The sequence below is a fragment of the Luteimonas sp. A537 genome (genome assembly GCF_054052065.1).
In genome coordinates this window covers 145,387-161,068 of record NZ_JBSVRH010000005.1, presented here as the reverse complement: position 1 = coordinate 161,068, position 15,682 = coordinate 145,387, and the positions used below count along the sequence as shown (strand labels likewise).

Sequence of the window (15,682 nt, the reverse complement as noted above, 5' to 3'; positions counted from 1 at the left end):
CAAGGCCCGGCCCGCGTTCACGCCGCGTCCTCCGCGACCCCGCCCGCCTCGTCGCCCAGCCGCAGCCGCGGCTTCAGCCAGAAGAACAGCAGCACCGCCGGCACCGCCACCACCGCGGTGATCAGGAAATAGGTGGCATAGCCGCCGGCGCTGGTCTCGACGATGGCGCCCGAGAAAAAGCCCAGCACCTTGCCCGGCAGCATGATCAGCGACGAGAACAGCGCGTATTGCGTGGCGGTGTAGCGCTGGTTCACCAGCGCCGACAGGTAGGCGACCGCGGCGGTGCCAAGGAAGCCCTGGGCCAGGTTCTCGCCCGAGATCACCAGGGTCAGCAGGCCGATGTCGCCGTTGGCACCTATCAGCGCCAGGTACAGCAGGTTGCTGGCGGCGCCGAGGATGATCGCCACCAGCAGCGGCCAGTGGATGCCCCAGCGCGCGACGGCCACGCCGCCGAGGAAGGCGCCGGCGATCCCGACCCAGATGCCGTAGACCTTGGTCACCGCGGCGATCTCGGTCTTGCTGAAGCCCTGGTCGAGGTAGAACGGGCCGATGATGCCGCCGACGATCGCCTGGTCGGAGATCTTGATCGACAGGATGAACAACAGCACCACCAGGCCGATGCCGCTGCCGAAGCGGCGGAAGAAGTCGGCGAAGGGCTCGACCACGCCCTCGCGCAGGCCGGCCGCCCAGCCCTTGGTGCGCACGCGCACCACGTCGGGTTCGGCCGCCAGGAGGCAGGCCACCATCGGCACCAGCATGCAGGCCGCCATCACCCGGTACACGCTCGCCCACGCGGCGTGGTCGGCGAGCACCAGCGCCAGCGCACCGGACACGATCAGCGCGATCCGGTAGCCCAGCGAATAGGTCGCCACAAGCGCGCCCTGCTCGGAGGCGGGTGCGATCTCGACGCGATAGGCGTCCACCGCGATGTCGAGCGTGGCGCCGGAAAAGGCCACGAACAGCGTCAGCGCCACGAACACCGCCAGCCGCTCGGGCGTCAGCATCGACATCGCCAGCAGCCCGCCCATCACGCAGGCCATCGCCAACAGCAGCCAACCGCGGCGCTGCCCGAAGCGGCCGAGCAGCGGCAGCCGCCAGCGATCGACCAGCGGCGCCCAGACGAACTTGAACGAATACGCCAGGCCGGCGCTGGCGATCATGGTGATCTCGCGCAGCTCCAGCCCGCCGTCGCGGAGCCAGTAGGCCAGCGTGCCGGCGACCAGCAGGAAGGGCAGCCCCGACGCAAAGCCGAAGAAGAACATGGTCCGCGCCGAAGGCTGCGCGAACGCGCGCCAGGCCGACGGCGTCGGCGGCGTCGCTCCGTCCGCGGCCGTGCTCACTCGCGGTAGTCCACGACCAGCGGCGCATGGTCGGAGAAGCGCGGCTCGCCGTGCACCGCGCAGGCCTCGACCCGCTTCGCCAGCGCCGGGGTCGCGAACTGGTAGTCGATGCGCCAGCCGACGTTCTTGGCGCGTGCGGCGCCGCGGTTGCTCCACCAGGTGTATTCGTCCGCCGCGTCGGGCCGCAGCATGCGCAGGGCGTCGCCCCAGCCATGCGCCGGCGCCTCGCCCAGCCCGTCGCCGCAGCCGTCGGCGATCATCGTGTTCAGCCAGGCGCGCTCCGGCGGCAGGCAGCCCGAATTCTTCTGGTTTCCGGTCCAGTTCCGGATGTCGTTGCGCGAGCGCACGATGTTCCAGTCGCCGCACAGCACGTAGTCGCGGCCGCTGGCCAGCCACTGGTCGAGGATCGGCCGCAGCCAGTCCATGACCTCGAACTTGAAGCCCTGGCGCAGCTCTCCGGACGAGCCCGACGGGATGTAGAACGACACCACGCTCAGGTTGCCGAAGCGCGCCTCGATGTAGCGGCCTTCATCGTCGAACGGCGCCCAGCCGAGCGCGGTGCGCACCTCGTCGGGCTCGCGGCGGCTGTAGATCGCCACGCCGCTGTAGCCCTTCTTCGTGCTCGCGTCCTTGAACCAGGCCTTGTAGCCGTCGGGAAGGAAGTCGGGGTGGAGGCCGTTGCCGTCGGCGGCCAGGAGCTGGTGCTCCTGGGCCTTGGTTTCCTGCACGCAGAGGATGTCCGCATCCTGGGCGCGAAACCAGTCGAAGAACCCCTTGCTGGCGGCCGAGCGGATGCCGTTGGCATTGAAGCTGATGATGCGCATGGCGTGAAGGTTAACGCACCGCCGGCACGGCCGCCGGCAGCGCGCAGGCACGCGCGTTACATCGCGACCGGTTACATCGCGACCGGCTTGGGCGTATCCGGCGTGCTCGGCGGCAGGACCGGGTACTCCACCACCGGCTGGCGCCCGGTCAGCGTGCGCAGGAAGGCGGCGATGGCGCCGGACTCCTCCTCGTCGAGCTCGCGGCCCAGCTGCGCCGTGCCCATGATCGCCACCGCCTGCTCCAGGTTCCAGACCTGGCCGCTGTGGAAATAGGGCGCGGTCAGCTCGACGTTGCGCAGCGGCGAGGCGCGGAACACGTATTCGTCGGTCGCGGTATTGGTGACCGTGAACCGGCCCTTGTCGCCCTCGGGCAGGATCTCCGCGCCCGGGCGCTCGATCACGCCAAAGGGGAAGTAGGTCTGGCCGCCGAAGTTGCGGCCGTTGTGGCAGGACGCGCAGCCGCTGTTGACGAACAGCTCCAGGCCACGGCGCTCGGTGGCGTCGATCGCGCTGTCGTCGCCCAGGACCCAGCGATCGAAGCGTGCGTCCGGCGTCACCAGGGTGGCCTCGAACGCCTCCAGCGCCAGCGCCATGTTGTCGAAGCTCACCGGGCGCTCGCCGGGGAAGGCTTCGCCGAACCGATCCACGTATTCGGGAATGCTCTGCAGGGTCCGGACCACGAGCTCGGGCGTGCTGTTCATCTCCACGCTCGCCTGCACCGGCCCCTTGGCCTGTTCGGCCAGGTCCGCGGCGCGGCCGTCCCAGAACTGGGCGGCGTTGAACACGGCGTTGAGCATGGTCGGCGAATTGCGCGGGCCCTTCTGCCAGCCGTGCCCGATCGAGACCGGCACGTTGTCGGCGCCGCCGGTGCCAAGGCTGTGGCAGGTATTGCAGGTGATCAGGTGGCTCTGTGAAAGCCGCGGCTCGAACCACAGCATGCGGCCCAGCTCGACCTGCCCGGCGACCAGCGGCTTGCCGCGGAGTTCGTCGACGCTGGCCGGGATGGTGCCGAACATGGCGGCGGCCATGGCCCGCAGCGGATCGCCATCGGCATCGGCCACCGCCGGCTCCGCCGCGTTCGCGGTCTCAGCCGTGCCCGGCACGCCGCCCGCCGCCGCCGCGCCGGCAGGTTCGGCCGCGGTTCCGGCCGGGGCCGCGGCATCAGCGGCGGCCACGTCGGCCGTGGCGGCTCCGGCCACGCCCGCATCCACCCCGTCGCCACCGGTCTGTCCGCATCCCGTGGCCACCACCAGCGCCATGGCAACCGACACTGCAAGCTTCGTCCGAACGTGCATCACGCGTCTCCGCATCCAGGCCATCATCACGGTCAACCATAGGTCAACGACCGCGGAGGGGCGTTGACGGAGGTCAACCCCGGCGGGTTGCTAACATGGCCACCCCGCCGCGGCCGCCTGCACACGCCATGTCCGATCACCGCTCCCGGTTCCTGCAGCTGGCACTGGCGGCCGAAGCGCTGCGCTTCGGCGAGTTCACGCTGAAGTCCGGCCGCACCAGTCCCTACTTTTTCAACGCCGGCCGCTTCGCCTCCGGTGCAACGCTGGCGGCGCTCGCGGCCTGCTATGCCGACGCCATCGACGCCACCGGCCTCGATTTCGACCTGTTGTTCGGCCCCGCCTACAAGGGCATTCCGCTGGCGACCGCGCTGGCCTGCGAATACGCACGCCGCGGCCGCGACCTGCCGCTGGCCTACAACCGCAAGGAAGCCAAGGCGCATGGCGAAGGCGGCAACCTGGTCGGCGCGCCGCTGGCCGGCCGCCGCGTGCTGGTGGTCGATGACGTGCTCACCGCGGGCACGGCCGTGCGCGAGGCGCTGGCGCTGATCCGCGACGGCGGCGGCACGCCCGCCGGCGTTGCGATCGCGCTCGACCGCGAGGAAGTGCTGGACGGCGATTCCGCCGACCGCCGCTCGGCCGCGGCGCTGGTAGCCGCGAACGAGGGCGTGCCGGTGGTGGCGATCGCCAGCCTCGGCGACCTGCTTGCGTTCACCGGCGAAAACGCGACACTGTCGGACGAGCGCGAGCGCCTGTTCGCCTACCGCACGCGCTATGGCAGCGCGGCGGGCTGACGCGGCCGACCGGGGGGACGGACACCATGAAGACCATGAACTGGATAGCCGGCATCGCGCTGGCCACGCTGCCGCTGGCGGCCGTGGCGCAAAAGGCGCCCGCCAACAAGAAGCTCTACTGCTGGGACGAAGGCGGGGTCCAGGTCTGCGGCGACACCGTGCCGGCCAGCGCCCTGGATCGCGCCCGCACCGAGATCAGCGCCGCAAGCGGCAACCGCACCGGGGAAGTGCCGCGTGCACTGACCGGCGATGAGCGCACCGCCGCCGCCGCCGACGCCCGCGCCGCCGCCGAGGCCGAGATGGCCGAAGCCGAACGCCACCGCCGCGACCTGGCCATGGTCGAGTCCTATGCCACCGAGAACGACCTGCGCCGCGCCTATAGCGAACGCATCCTGCTGGTGGATGAGTCGCTGAAGACCTCCGAGCTCAGCATCGCCAACCTGCGCCAGAGCCTGCTGTCGCTGCTGCGCCAGGCGGCGGAGCGCGAGCTGCTGGAACAACCGGTGGGCAAGGCCCTGGCCGATGGTGTCCGGTCACAGCACGGCGACCTGCTGCGGCAACAGGCGATCATGGAGCGGCAGCTGGTCGATCGCGCATCGCTGGGGAGCGACCTGGACGGTGCCCTCGAACGCTACCGCGCGATGAAGGGCGGCTAGCAAGGCTGCCCCTGGCACCTGTGTCGCCGCCCCTGCACCTGTGGGAGCGGCCATGGCCGCGATCGCCGCCATGGCGGCGCCCCAACTGACGACAGGCTAGAAGGGCAACGGCAGCTCCGGGTCGATCGCGAGCAGCTGCTCCCTGAACTCGCCGCGGATCCGATCCAGCGCCTCTTCGCTGTCGGCGTCGAAGCGCAGCACCAGCACCGGCGTGGTGTTGGAGGCGCGGACCAGGCCCCAACCATCGGGGAAATCCACGCGCAGGCCGTCGATGGTCGACGGACGCGCGCCGCCCTCGAACTTCGCCTGTGCCACGAAGCGCTCGACGAAGGCATGCGGGTTGCCGCCGGGGGCATCGACCTTGATCTCCGGGGTGGCGATGCCGGCCGGCAGCGCCGACAGCACCTCGCCGGGCGACTCCGTGCGCGAGGCCAGGATCTCGAGCAGGCGCGCGGCAGCGTAGATGCCGTCGTCGAAGCCATACCAGCGCTCGCCGAAGAAGAAGTGTCCGCTCATCTCGCCGGCCAGCTCCGCTTCGGTCTCGCGCATCTTCGCCTTGATCAGCGAGTGCCCGGTCTTCCACATCAGGGGACTGCCGCCGTGGCGCAGGATGTGGCCCTGCAGGCGGCCGGTGCACTTCACGTCGTACACGATCACCGCGCCCGGGTTGCGCTCCAGCACGTCGGCGGAAAACAGCATCAGCAGGCGGTCGGCGAAGATGTTCTCGCCGTTCTTCGTGACCACGCCCAGGCGATCGCCGTCGCCGTCGAAGGCGATGCCCAGGTCGGCGTCGAAGCGCTCCACCATGTTGACCAGGTCGACCAGGTTGTCCGGGTCGCTCGGGTCCGGATGATGGTTGGGGAAGGTGCCGTCGATCTCGCAGAACAAGGGTTCGACCGTGGCGCCGATGGCTTCGAGCACGCGCGGGCCGATCTCGCCGGCGACGCCGTTGCCGGCGTCCACCACCACCTTCAGCGGGCGGTCGATCTGGACGTCGGAGGCGATGCGTTCGACGTAGTCATCGGCGATATCGCGCTCGGTGACGCCGCCGGGCGCGGGCGCGGTGTGCAGCCGGTCCTCGGCGATGCGCGCGTACAGGTCGGTGACCGCGTCACCGGCCAGCGTCTCGCCGCCGACCACGATCTTGAAGCCGTTGTAGTCGGGCGGGTTGTGGCTGCCGGTCACCGACACGCAGCAGCCGGTGCGCAGGTGATAGGCGCCGAAGTACACCACCGGCGTCGGCACCATGCCGATGTCGATGACGTCGCGACCGGCCTTGCGCAGGCCCGCGGTGAGCCCGGCGACCATGTCGGGACCGGACAGGCGGCCGTCGCGGCCGATCACGATGTCCTTCAGCCCCTGCTCGTGCATCAGCGAGCCGATGGCATGCCCGATCAGTTCGGCGACGCCGACGTCCAGCGTCTGGCCGACGATGCCTCGGATGTCGTAGGCGCGGAAGATGCCGGGGTCGATCGCCACCGCCGCCGACGCCGTTTCACGCACCGGCGCTGCCGGAACGGCACTGCCATCGGCAATCGGCCCCAGCTCGAGCGCCTGTTCGAGCGTGGGTGCATCGCCCGCGTCTTCATCCTCCGGCCTGCCAAGCAGCGAAGGCAGCCGTGCGAGCAGGTAGCCGAGCAGCAGCAGCACGCCGGCGACCACGAACGACGGCGCCGCGGCCAGGCCGAACAGCGCCTGCGGGCGCGCCGGCAGGCCGGCGGCGACGCGGATCCCGCTGCCGGCGACCGGCACCGCCATGCGTTCCGCGGATTCGGCGTATTTGGCGTCGCCGCGCTCGGCAAGCGTGAAGCCGCCCTGGCGGAGCGCGAGGTAGGTCGAGCCCGGCACGTCCACGGCGGCGAGGCTGGCGCTCGCGCGGACCAGCGGCAGGCGCACGTAGGCCACGCCCACCGGCTCGCCGTCCACCCGCGCAGACCCGGCCAGGGCCAGCATCGGCGCGCCACCGTCGCGCACCACCCACAGCACCGGCTTGCCCTCGGCGATCGCGGCTTCGGCCACGAGGATCCGGCCGTAGCCGGCATCGGCGATCGCCTCGTAGGCATCGGCCAATGTGATGTCCTGGATCACGGCGTGGTCGAGGTTCGGCCAGTCGCGGCCAAGGGCCTCGGCCGCCGCGGCGAAGTCGCCGGCCGCCAGCGCATCGCGCACGGGCAGCGAAGCCAGGCGTTCCTCGAGGCGCTCGAGTTCGGTTTGCAGCGAGCGCGCGACCGACTGCGCCAAGGCGTCGCGGTTGACGGCAAGCGAGTCGCGGCGCGCCTGGTCCTGCATCTGTCGCCAGCCCGTCCACGCCAGCCACAGCGCCAGCACCACCACGAGCCCGGCCAATAGCAGCAGCAAGGGCCGCGCCTGCGCCACGGCTTGCCGGGCCTTGTTGGAAACCTTGAGATCCATGCCTGTGTCGCCCCCTTTCAGCGCGTGCCCGTATGGCCAAATCCACCCGTGCCCCGCGCGCTCTGTTCAAAAGTATCCACCACCCGCAGCCCCGCGCGCACCACCGGCACCAGCACCAGCTGCGCGATGCGGTCACCGGGCTGCACCAAATAGGCCTCGCGCGAGCGGTTCCAGAGGCTGACCATCAGCGGTCCCTGGTAGTCGGCGTCGATCAGGCCGGTGCCGTTGCCCAGCACCAGGCCATGGCGATGGCCGAGGCCCGAACGCGGCAGCACCATCGCGCACAAGCCGGGATCGCCGATGTGGATGGCGATGCCGCTGGGCACCAGCGCGGTGTCGCCGCCGGCGAGTTCGAGCGGCGCGTCGATCGCCGCGCGCAGGTCCATCCCCGCGCTGCCTTCGGTGGCGTGCGCCGGCAGCGGCCATTCAGCGCCGATGCGCGGGTCAAGGATCTTCAGGTCCAGGGTGTGCTGCATGGCGTGATGCGTCCTTGTAAGCGCCGTGGCGCGCGGAGTGTGCGGATTCAGGCCAGGCGCGCGGCGACGATGTCGAGCAGCGCGTCGGCGAGTCCGGTCTTGGGCGCCGGGCCGAGCACCTGCACGCCGTCGGCGCTGAAGACGTGGAGGGTGTTGTCATCCGACTCGAAGCCGCTGCCGGCGACGCCGACGCGGTTGGCGGCGATCAGGTCCACGCGCTTTCGTTGCAGCTTGCCGCGGGCATTGTCTTCAAGGTCGCCGGTCTCGGCCGCGAAGCCGACAACCAGCCGCGGGCGCAGCGCGTGCGACGCGACGTCGGCAAGGATGTCGGCGGTGCGCACCAGCGTCAGCACCAGGCCGTCTTCACCGGGCTGCTTCTTGATCTTGCCTTCGGCCACGGCGGCCGGAGTGAAGTCAGCGACCGCGGCGGCGGCGATGTAGATGTCGGCCGGCAGCGCGGCGAGCACGGCGTCGTGCATCTGCGCGGCCGAGCGCACGTCGATACGCGTCACGCCTCCGGGCGTGGCCAGCGCGACCGGGCCGGCCACCAGCACCACGTCCGCGCCGCGGCGCGCTGCCGCGGCGGCGATCGCGAAGCCGGTCTTGCCGCTGCTGCGGTTGCCGATGAAGCGCACCGGGTCGATGTCCTCGTAGGTCGGCCCCGCGCTGACCACCACGCGCAGGCCGGCGAGCGGGTTTCGACTCATGCCTTCGTGGCCGCCAGCGCAGCGACGATGTCGAGCGGTTCGGCCATACGCCCGGGGCCGGACTCGCCCTCGGCAAGCGGGCCATCGACCGGGTCCATTACCATGGCGCCGCGCTCGCGCAGCAGGGCCATGTTGGCCACCGTGGCCGGGTGCAGCCACATGCGGTGGTTCATCGCCGGCGCCAGGGCCAGCGGCGCGGTGGTGGCCAGGCACAGAGTGGTGACGAGGTTGTCGGCGAGTCCGTGCGCGAGCTTGGCCAGCGTATTGGCCGTGGCTGGCGCCACCAGCACGCGCGTGGCCCAGCGCGCAAGTTCGATATGGCCCATCGCGGCTTCGGCTGCCGGGTCCCACAGCGACGTGCGAACGGCCTCGCCGGAAAGCGCCTGGAAGGTGGTGGCGCCAACGAAGTGCGTAGCGCTTTCAGTCATCGCCACCCGCACCTGCGCACCTGCGTCCTGCAGGCGGCGCACCAGGTCGGCGGACTTGTACGCGGCGATGCCGCCGCACACGCACAGCAGGATGCGCTCGCCTTCAAGCTGGCTGTCGACCTTGGCCATGGGCGTTCGGAGTGTCCTGACCCGGGAACGGTCGGACAGCTTACCCGAACCCCCGTGGCGCGCCGGCGGCGGCGCGAGGCCGTATCGCGTGCAATGGATCCACGTCGGCAGCCGGTGCAGGCCCCCCGCTCCACCAGCCATGCGGCCCACCCCTGTCGCGATGCGCCGGCGGCCGACGACCACCCTCCCTGGAGCAACGCCCATGCACATCCGCGACTGGCCCAGCGGCGAACGCCCGCGCGAGAAGCTCCTTGCACGCGGCGCCGCGGTGCTTTCGGACGCAGAGCTGCTGGCACTGTTCCTGGGGTCCGGCGTGCGTGGCCTGGATGCCGTCGCCACTGCACGCAGGCTGCTCGCCGGGCACGGCCCACTGCGGCGCCTGCTGGACCTCCCGGGCCCGGAACTGGTCAAGCTGCCCGGCCTGGGCCCCGCCAGCGCCTGCCAGCTCGCCGCCGCGCTGGAGCTTGCCAGCCGCCACATGGCCGCTGGGCTGGAGCGCGGCGAGGCGCTGACCGATCCGCATGCCGCGGGCCGCTACTTCGCCCGGCGCCTGCGCGGGTATCCCAGCGAGGTCTTCGCCGCCCTGTTCCTCGACACCCGGCATCGCGCACTGGCGTTCGAAGAGCTGTTCCGCGGCACCGTGGACGGCGCCGAAGTGCATCCGCGCGAAGTGGTGCGCCGGGCGCTGGGCCACAACGCGGCCGCGGTCATCGTCGGCCACAACCACCCCAGCGGCAGCAGCGAACCCAGCGCCGCCGACCGCGCGGTCACCGCCCAGCTCAAGCAGGCCCTGCGCCTGGTCGACGTGCGCCTGCTGGATCATTTCGTGATCGGCGACGGCGCGCCGGTCTCGCTGGCGGCCCGGGGCTGGGTCTAGGCGCTTCAGCCGCGGGCCTGCCGGCGCGGGCCCCTCGCGTACAATGTAAGGCCGTACGTTCCCGCTGCGAATCCCAGTGAAATCCACGCTCAAGGCCCTGGTTGAACAGGGCATCGCCACCCTTCGCGACCAGGGCACCCTGCCCGCCGACCTGGCCACGCCCGACTTCGTGATCGAGCGGCCCAAGGACCGCGCGCACGGCGACTTCTCCAGCAACGCCGCGATGCTGCTGGCCAAGCCCGCGCGCAGCAACCCGCGCGCGATCGCGCAGGCGCTGGCCGAAGCCATCCCCACTGGCGGCGACATCGCCGCGGTCGAGATCGCCGGCCCCGGCTTCCTGAACTTCCGGCTGTCCCCCGGCGCCTGGCAGCGCCAGCTGCGCGAAGTCCATGTGCAGGGAGCCGCCTACGGTCGCAATGCCAGCGGCGCGGGCCGCGTGGCGGGCGTTGAGTACGTCTCCGCCAACCCCACCGGCCCGCTGCACGTCGGCCATGGCCGCGCGGCGGTGATCGGCGACTGCATCGCACGCGTGCTCGATGCCAACGGCTGGAGCGTGAAGCGCGAGTACTACTACAACGACGCCGGCGTGCAGATCGAGAACCTGGCGCATTCCGTGCAGGCCCGCGCCAGGGGCATCCGCCCCGACGACGCCGGCTGGCCCGAAGCCGGTTACCGCGGCGACTACATCGCCGACGTCGCGCGCGCGTTCCTGGACGGCGCCAGCGTCGACGTCGAGGGCCAGGTGGTCAGCGGCAACGGCGATGCCGACGACTTCGACGCCATCCGCCGCTTCGCCGTGGCCTGGCTGCGCAAGGAGCAGCACGGCGACCTGGCCGCGTTCGGCGTCGACTTCGACGTGTACTTCCTCGAGTCGTCGCTGTACGCCGACGGCAAGGTCGAGGAGACCGTGGCCGCACTGGTCGCCGCCGGCCACACGTACGAGGAAGGCGGCGCACTGTGGCTGCGCAGCACCACCTTCGGTGACGACAAGGACCGCGTGATGCGCAAGTCCGACGGCAGCTACACCTACTTCGTGCCCGACGTCGCCTACCACCTCGGCAAGTGGCAGCGCGGCTATGAGCGCGCCATCACCGAGCTCGGCGCCGACCACCATGGGTCGCTGGCGCGGGTGAAGGCCGGCCTGCAGGCGCTCGACGCCGGCATCCCGCAGGGCTATCCCGAATACGTGCTGCACCAGATGGTCACGGTGATGCGCGGCGGCGAGGAAGTGAAGCTCTCCAAGCGCGCCGGCAGCTACCTGACCCTGCGCGACCTGATCGACGAGGCCGGCCGCGACGCCACCCGCTGGTTCCTGGTGGCGCGCAAGCCCGACTCGCAGCTGGTGTTCGACATCGACCTGGCGCGCAGCCAGTCGCTCGACAACCCGGTGTACTACGTGCAGCTCTCGCACGCGCGCATCTGCGGCCTGATGCGGCAGGTGGACGAGCGCGGCCTGGCCTTCGACCTCGACAACGGGCTGGCGCAGCCGCTGGATCTCGACAGCCCCGCCACGCTCGAGCTGGTCACCTCGATCAGCCGCTGGCCGGAGCTCCTGGCCGCGGCCGGGCAGCTGCTTGAGCCGCACCTGGTGGCGCAGTACCTGCTTGAGCTGGCACAGGCGTTCCAGTCGTATTACAACGACCACCAGTTCCTGGTGGATGACAAGGACGTCCGCGACGCCCGCCTGGCGCTCGCGCTCGCGACCCGCCAAGTGCTGGCGAACGGACTCGACGTATTGGGCGTGCAGGCCCCGGAGGCGATGTAAGTGGCAGTCAAGCGCGGCAAGTCCCAGGCCCGTCGCAACAGCGGCAGCAGCGCACCGCTGCCCGGCTGGGCGTGGATGGTCATCGGCATCCTGCTCACGGTGGTCGTGGTGCTGGTGGCGCCGCGGCTGCTGAAGTCGGACGGCGAATCGAGCTTCTTCCGCCCGACCCCGAATCCGGACGCGCGACCCGCCGTGGCCAGTCCCGAGGCCGGCGACAGCGTCGCCGAGGATGCGCCCGCGCGGCCGCGACCGGCTGCCGACGCCGCCGACGAGTCCGCGGCGCCCGAGACCCGCTACGAGTTCTACGACCTGCTTCCGGGCCAGGAAGTGGCCATGACCGACGCCGAACTCGCCGCCAGCGCGCGCGCGGAACAGGCGCGCCAGGACGAACTGCTCGCCCGCGAGCGGGCGGCCCGGCAGCAGGAGCGCAGCGCGGACGCCGCGGACCTTGCCGATGCCGCCACGCCCAGTCCGGCGCCATCGGCAGCGCAGGTTCCGGCGGCCACGGCGCGCCCGCCTGCCGCGGCGGGCGCGCCGGCCGCCGACGGCGCCCGCTACATCCTCCAGGCCGGCTCCTTTGCCAGCAACAGCGACGCCGAGGCGCTCAAGGCGCGCATCGCGATGCTCGGGCTGGTGGCCCGCGTAGAGACCGCCGAGATCGACGGCCGCGCCATGCACCGCGTGCGCATGGGGCCTTATGGCACCGCGTCGGAGCTGGCCGAAGCCAAGCAGAAGCTCGGCAACGGCGGCCTCGAGGCCTTGGCGATCCGCGCGCGCTGACCATGAAGGCCCTGCTTGTCACCGGCGCCACCGCCGGCTTCGGCGCCGCGATCGTCGAGCGCTTCGTGTCCTCTGGCTGGCGCGCCGTCGCCACCGGCCGTCGCCAGGAGCGCCTCGACGCCCTGGCCGAACGCCTCGGCCGCGACCGCGTCCACACCGCCTGCTTCGACATCCGCGACGCCGACGCCATGGCCGCCGCGATGGATGCGATCCCCGACGGCTTCCGCAACCTCGACCTGCTGGTCAACAACGCCGGCCTCGCGCTCGGCACCGCGCCCGCGCAGGCCAGCGACCTGGCGCAGTGGCGGCAGATGATCGACACCAACGTCACCGCCCTGGTCGCCATCACCCACCGGCTGCTGCCGACGCTCATCGAGCGCCGCGGCGCCATCGTCAACATCGGCTCGATCGCGGGCGTGTATCCGTACCCGGGCGGCAACGTCTACGGCGCGACCAAGGCCTTCGTCGACCAGTTCTCGCTCAACCTGCGCTCGGACCTGCACGGCACCGGCGTGCGCGTGAGCGTGCTGGAACCGGGGCTGGCGGAGACCGAGTTCACCCTGGTGCGCACCGGCGGCGACCAGTCGGCATCCGACGCGCTGTACGCCGGCACCGCGCCGATCACCGCAGCCGACATCGCCGAGTCCACCTGGTGGATCGCCAACCTGCCGCCGCACCTCAACATCAACCGCCTGGAAGTGATGCCGGTGAGCCAGTCGCTGGCCGGGCTGCAGATCCACCGGGATCCGCACGCGTGAGCCCGCGCCGGCCATGGCCGGGATACGCGGAACGCCGCCGCGGCGCGGGCACCACGGAGCGCACGCCGTGAACGCGTGGCTGGCGATGCTCGCGATCGTCGCCATCGGCGCGGTGTTGCCGCTGCAGGGACTGGTCAACGCGCGCCTGGCCACGGCGCTGCACGGGCCGGTGATGGCGGCCTTCGTCTCGTTCCTGGTCGGCAGCGTGGTGCTGGGCAGCTGGCTGCTGGCGTCGCGCACGCCCTGGGGCGCGGCGCCCGATGCGCGCTTCCCGGCATGGATCTGGATCGGCGGCGTGCTCGGCGCGGTCTACGTCGCGGTGTTCACCCTGCTGATCCCGCGCGTGGGCGCGGCGGCGGCGATCTGCCTGGCGGTATTCGGCCAGGTGGTGGCCTCGCTGCTGCTGGACCACTTCGGCGTGCTGCAGGCGCAACGGCCGGCGGACTGGCCGCGGATCGCCGGCGCCGTGCTGGTGTTGCTGGGCGTACTGCTGGTGGCGGCGCCGTGGAAGGCGCCGGCCTGAGACCGCTTACCCGGGTCCGCGTCATTCCAGCGGGGCGTCGTCCAGATAGGTGTAGCCGGTCAGGCCGGCCTCAAGCGCTTCGCGCAGGCTCGCCGACTCGGCGGCCGGCAGTTGCGCGGCAGCGACCTTGGCGTCGTACTCCGCGCGAAGCTCGTCCAGAGCGTAGCCCACGTAGTCGAGCATCACGTCGGTGGTGTCGCCGCGGCGCTGCCGGGCGATGGCATAGCCCTCGCCGTCGGCCTTGACCGCGATGACGTCGGTGTCGCCGAACAGGTTGTGGATGTCGCCCAGGATCTCCTGGTAGGCGCCGACCAGGAAAAAGCCGAGGCGGTAGTTCTCGCCCGGGCGCAGCGGATGCAGCGGCATCGAGCTGTCGAGGTCCTCGTTCTGGACGTAGGTGTCGATCTTGCCGTCGGAGTCGCAGGTCAGGTCGGCGATGGTGCCGCGGCGCGTGGGCGCCTCGTCCAGGCGTTCGATGGGCACGATCGGGAACACCTGGTCGATGGCCCAGACGTCGGGCATCGATTCGAACACGCTGAAGTTGACGAAGTACTTGTCGACCAGGCGCTCGTTGAGCTCGTCGAGCAGCGGTCGGTGGCTCTTCTCGTCATAGGTCAGGCGCGCCTTGACCGCGTGCGCGATGGCGTAGAACAGGTCGTCGATGCGCGCGCGGTGCACGAGGTCAAGCTGGCCGAGCGCGTACAGGCTCAGGCCTTCGGCGTGGTGGTGCTGGGCCTCGTGGAACAGCTCCACCGCCGGGCGCGACTCGAGCTCGGCGTGGATCTCGCGCAGGTGGCGGATCACCGCAGGCTCGTCATCGTGCATATCCGGAACGCGGCCCTCCGGCGCGGCCTCGACTTCGGACACGTTGGCCACCAGCACGGCGTGGTGCGCGGTCATCGCGCGGCCGCACTCGGTCACGATGCGCGGCTGGCGCAGGCCGGCGGCGACGCAGGCGTCGGCCAGCGGCTGCACGATGTTCGACGCGTACTGCGCCATGCCGTAGTTGACCGAGTTGTAGCTGCGCGAACGCGTGCCCTCGTAGTCGATGCCCAGGCCGCCGCCGACGTCGACGTAATCGATGTCCGCGCCCAGCTGCGACAGCTCGACGAAGTAGCGCGTGGCCTCGCGCATGCCGCGCGCGATGTCGCGCACGTTGGAGATCTGCGAACCCATGTGGAAGTGCAGCAGCTTCAGCGCGCCGCCCATGCCCGCGTCGCGCAGCGACTTCCACAGGTCCAGCAGCTGCCGCGGGCTGAGGCCGAACTTGGCCTTGTCGCCGCCGGAGTTCTGCCACTTGCCCGCACCCAGCGTCGCCAGGCGCATGCGCACGCCGAGCACCGGCGCCACGCCCAGCGCCTTCGATTCCTCCATGACCAGGCGCAGCTCGGAGGGCTTTTCGACCACGATGAAGACGTTCATGCCGAGCTTGCGCCCGATCAGCGCCAGGCGGATGTATTCGCGGTCCTTGTATCCGTTGCAGACCACCAGGCCACCCGGCCGCGACAGCGCCAGCACCGCCATCAGCTCCGGCTTGCTGCCGGCTTCCAGGCCGAAGCCTTCACCGGCATGCGATGCCAGGGTGCCGGCAACGCCCTGGTGCTGGTTGACCTTGATCGGATAGACCGCGGTGTAGCCGCCTTCGTAGTCCCAGTCGGCCTGCGCCTGCGCGAACGCCGCCTGCAGCGCGCCCAGGCGGTCGCCGAGCACGTCGGGGAAGCGCACCAGCATCGGCAGGTTGGCGCCCTGCTCGAGCGCGCGATCGACCACCTCCGGCAGCGCGATCGCCGGCCCGCCGGCGCCGCGCGGGCGGACCACGACGCGGCCGGCGTCGTCGACGTCGAAATAGCCCGAGGACCAGTGCGGGATCGAGTAGGTCTTGCGGGCCTGGTCGATGGACCATGCGGTCATGTGCGCAATC

General features: G+C 71.2%; 13 protein-coding genes and 1 pseudogene. 7 read left to right on the top strand and 7 right to left on the bottom strand.

The annotated features are described in order from the left end of the window. Positions 1-17: 17 nt before the first annotated feature. From ACW7GZ_RS13955 to ACW7GZ_RS13945, 3 genes are all read right to left on the bottom strand, one after another. Positions 18-1,340, bottom strand: coding sequence for an AmpG family muropeptide MFS transporter (locus ACW7GZ_RS13955; protein ID WP_457005012.1), 1,323 nt, complete (start codon positions 1,338-1,340; stop codon positions 18-20). Continuing rightward, positions 1,337-2,164 (bottom strand): exodeoxyribonuclease III, encoded by an 828-nt coding sequence (locus tag ACW7GZ_RS13950; RefSeq protein WP_457005011.1) that lies wholly within the window; start codon positions 2,162-2,164, stop codon positions 1,337-1,339. Before ACW7GZ_RS13950 ends, ACW7GZ_RS13955 begins: the two co-directional genes overlap by 4 nt. Before the next feature lie 71 nt (positions 2,165-2,235). Then, positions 2,236-3,459, bottom strand: coding sequence for a cytochrome-c peroxidase (locus tag ACW7GZ_RS13945; RefSeq protein ID WP_457009780.1), 1,224 nt, complete (start codon positions 3,457-3,459; stop codon positions 2,236-2,238). 128 nt (positions 3,460-3,587) lie between these two features. On the opposite strand from ACW7GZ_RS13945, the gene pyrE reads away from it, so the two are divergent. Next, positions 3,588-4,250, top strand: coding sequence for an orotate phosphoribosyltransferase (gene pyrE / locus ACW7GZ_RS13940; protein WP_457005008.1), 663 nt, complete (start codon positions 3,588-3,590; stop codon positions 4,248-4,250). Between the two features lie 26 nt (positions 4,251-4,276). Continuing rightward, positions 4,277-4,906, top strand: a complete 630-nt coding sequence (locus ACW7GZ_RS13935) for a hypothetical protein (RefSeq protein ID WP_457005006.1) — start codon at positions 4,277-4,279, stop codon at positions 4,904-4,906. A gap of 96 nt (positions 4,907-5,002) precedes the next feature. Here ACW7GZ_RS13935 and ACW7GZ_RS13930 read toward each other — a convergent pair whose 3' ends face one another. From ACW7GZ_RS13930 to coaBC, 3 genes and pseudogenes are all read right to left on the bottom strand, one after another. Then, the gene (locus ACW7GZ_RS13930) at positions 5,003-7,318 is read right to left on the bottom strand and encodes a phosphomannomutase/phosphoglucomutase (protein WP_457009778.1); all 2,316 of its coding nucleotides are present in this window, start codon (positions 7,316-7,318) and stop codon (positions 5,003-5,005) included. A gap of 17 nt (positions 7,319-7,335) precedes the next feature. Then, complete coding sequence (dut, locus tag ACW7GZ_RS13925; protein ID WP_457005002.1) at positions 7,336-7,794, bottom strand: dUTP diphosphatase; 459 nt, start codon at positions 7,792-7,794, stop codon at positions 7,336-7,338. A 47-nt stretch (positions 7,795-7,841) separates the two neighbouring features. Further along, a pseudogene (coaBC, locus tag ACW7GZ_RS13920) lies at positions 7,842-9,058 on the bottom strand (bifunctional phosphopantothenoylcysteine decarboxylase/phosphopantothenate--cysteine ligase CoaBC). Positions 9,059-9,260: 202 nt separating this feature from the next. On the opposite strand from coaBC, the gene radC reads away from it, so the two are divergent. The 5 genes from radC to ACW7GZ_RS13895 all read left to right on the top strand — a co-directional run bounded on the left by radC (position 9,261) and on the right by ACW7GZ_RS13895 (position 13,761). Next, the gene (radC, locus tag ACW7GZ_RS13915) at positions 9,261-9,935 is read left to right on the top strand and encodes a RadC family protein (protein WP_457005001.1); all 675 of its coding nucleotides are present in this window, start codon (positions 9,261-9,263) and stop codon (positions 9,933-9,935) included. 76 nt (positions 9,936-10,011) lie between these two features. After that, positions 10,012-11,700 carry an arginine--tRNA ligase gene (argS, locus tag ACW7GZ_RS13910; RefSeq protein WP_457004999.1) on the top strand — a complete coding sequence of 563 codons (1,689 nt, stop codon included), beginning with the start codon at positions 10,012-10,014 and terminating at the stop codon, positions 11,698-11,700. Further along, positions 11,701-12,480: an SPOR domain-containing protein gene (locus ACW7GZ_RS13905; RefSeq protein WP_457004998.1), complete on the top strand. Its 780-nt coding sequence runs from the start codon at positions 11,701-11,703 to the stop codon at positions 12,478-12,480. 2 nt (positions 12,481-12,482) lie between these two features. Further along, the gene (locus ACW7GZ_RS13900) at positions 12,483-13,238 is read left to right on the top strand and encodes an SDR family NAD(P)-dependent oxidoreductase (RefSeq protein ID WP_457004996.1); all 756 of its coding nucleotides are present in this window, start codon (positions 12,483-12,485) and stop codon (positions 13,236-13,238) included. A 67-nt stretch (positions 13,239-13,305) separates the two neighbouring features. Continuing rightward, positions 13,306-13,761, top strand: a complete 456-nt coding sequence (locus tag ACW7GZ_RS13895; protein WP_457004994.1) for a DMT family transporter — start codon at positions 13,306-13,308, stop codon at positions 13,759-13,761. A gap of 21 nt (positions 13,762-13,782) precedes the next feature. Here ACW7GZ_RS13895 and speA read toward each other — a convergent pair whose 3' ends face one another. Then, positions 13,783-15,672 carry an arginine decarboxylase gene (gene speA, locus ACW7GZ_RS13890; RefSeq protein WP_457004992.1) on the bottom strand — a complete coding sequence of 630 codons (1,890 nt, stop codon included), beginning with the start codon at positions 15,670-15,672 and terminating at the stop codon, positions 13,783-13,785. Positions 15,673-15,682: the final 10 nt, after the last annotated feature.

Bases quoted from the DNA above. Each gene is read 5' to 3' on its own strand.
- ACW7GZ_RS13950 (WP_457005011.1), bottom strand. From the start codon at position 2,164: ATGCGCATCATCAGCTTCAATGCCAACGGCATCCGCTCGGCCGCCAGC.
- ACW7GZ_RS13945 (WP_457009780.1), bottom strand. From the start codon at position 3,459: ATGCACGTTCGGACGAAGCTTGCAGTGTCGGTTGCCATGGCGCTGGTG.
- pyrE (WP_457005008.1), top strand. From the start codon at position 3,588: ATGTCCGATCACCGCTCCCGGTTCCTGCAGCTGGCACTGGCGGCCGAA.
- ACW7GZ_RS13935 (WP_457005006.1), top strand. From the start codon at position 4,277: ATGAAGACCATGAACTGGATAGCCGGCATCGCGCTGGCCACGCTGCCG.
- ACW7GZ_RS13930 (WP_457009778.1), bottom strand. From the start codon at position 7,318: ATGGATCTCAAGGTTTCCAACAAGGCCCGGCAAGCCGTGGCGCAGGCG.
- dut (WP_457005002.1), bottom strand. From the start codon at position 7,794: ATGCAGCACACCCTGGACCTGAAGATCCTTGACCCGCGCATCGGCGCT.
- radC (WP_457005001.1), top strand. From the start codon at position 9,261: ATGCACATCCGCGACTGGCCCAGCGGCGAACGCCCGCGCGAGAAGCTC.
- ACW7GZ_RS13900 (WP_457004996.1), top strand. From the start codon at position 12,483: ATGAAGGCCCTGCTTGTCACCGGCGCCACCGCCGGCTTCGGCGCCGCG.
- speA (WP_457004992.1), bottom strand. From the start codon at position 15,672: ATGACCGCATGGTCCATCGACCAGGCCCGCAAGACCTACTCGATCCCG.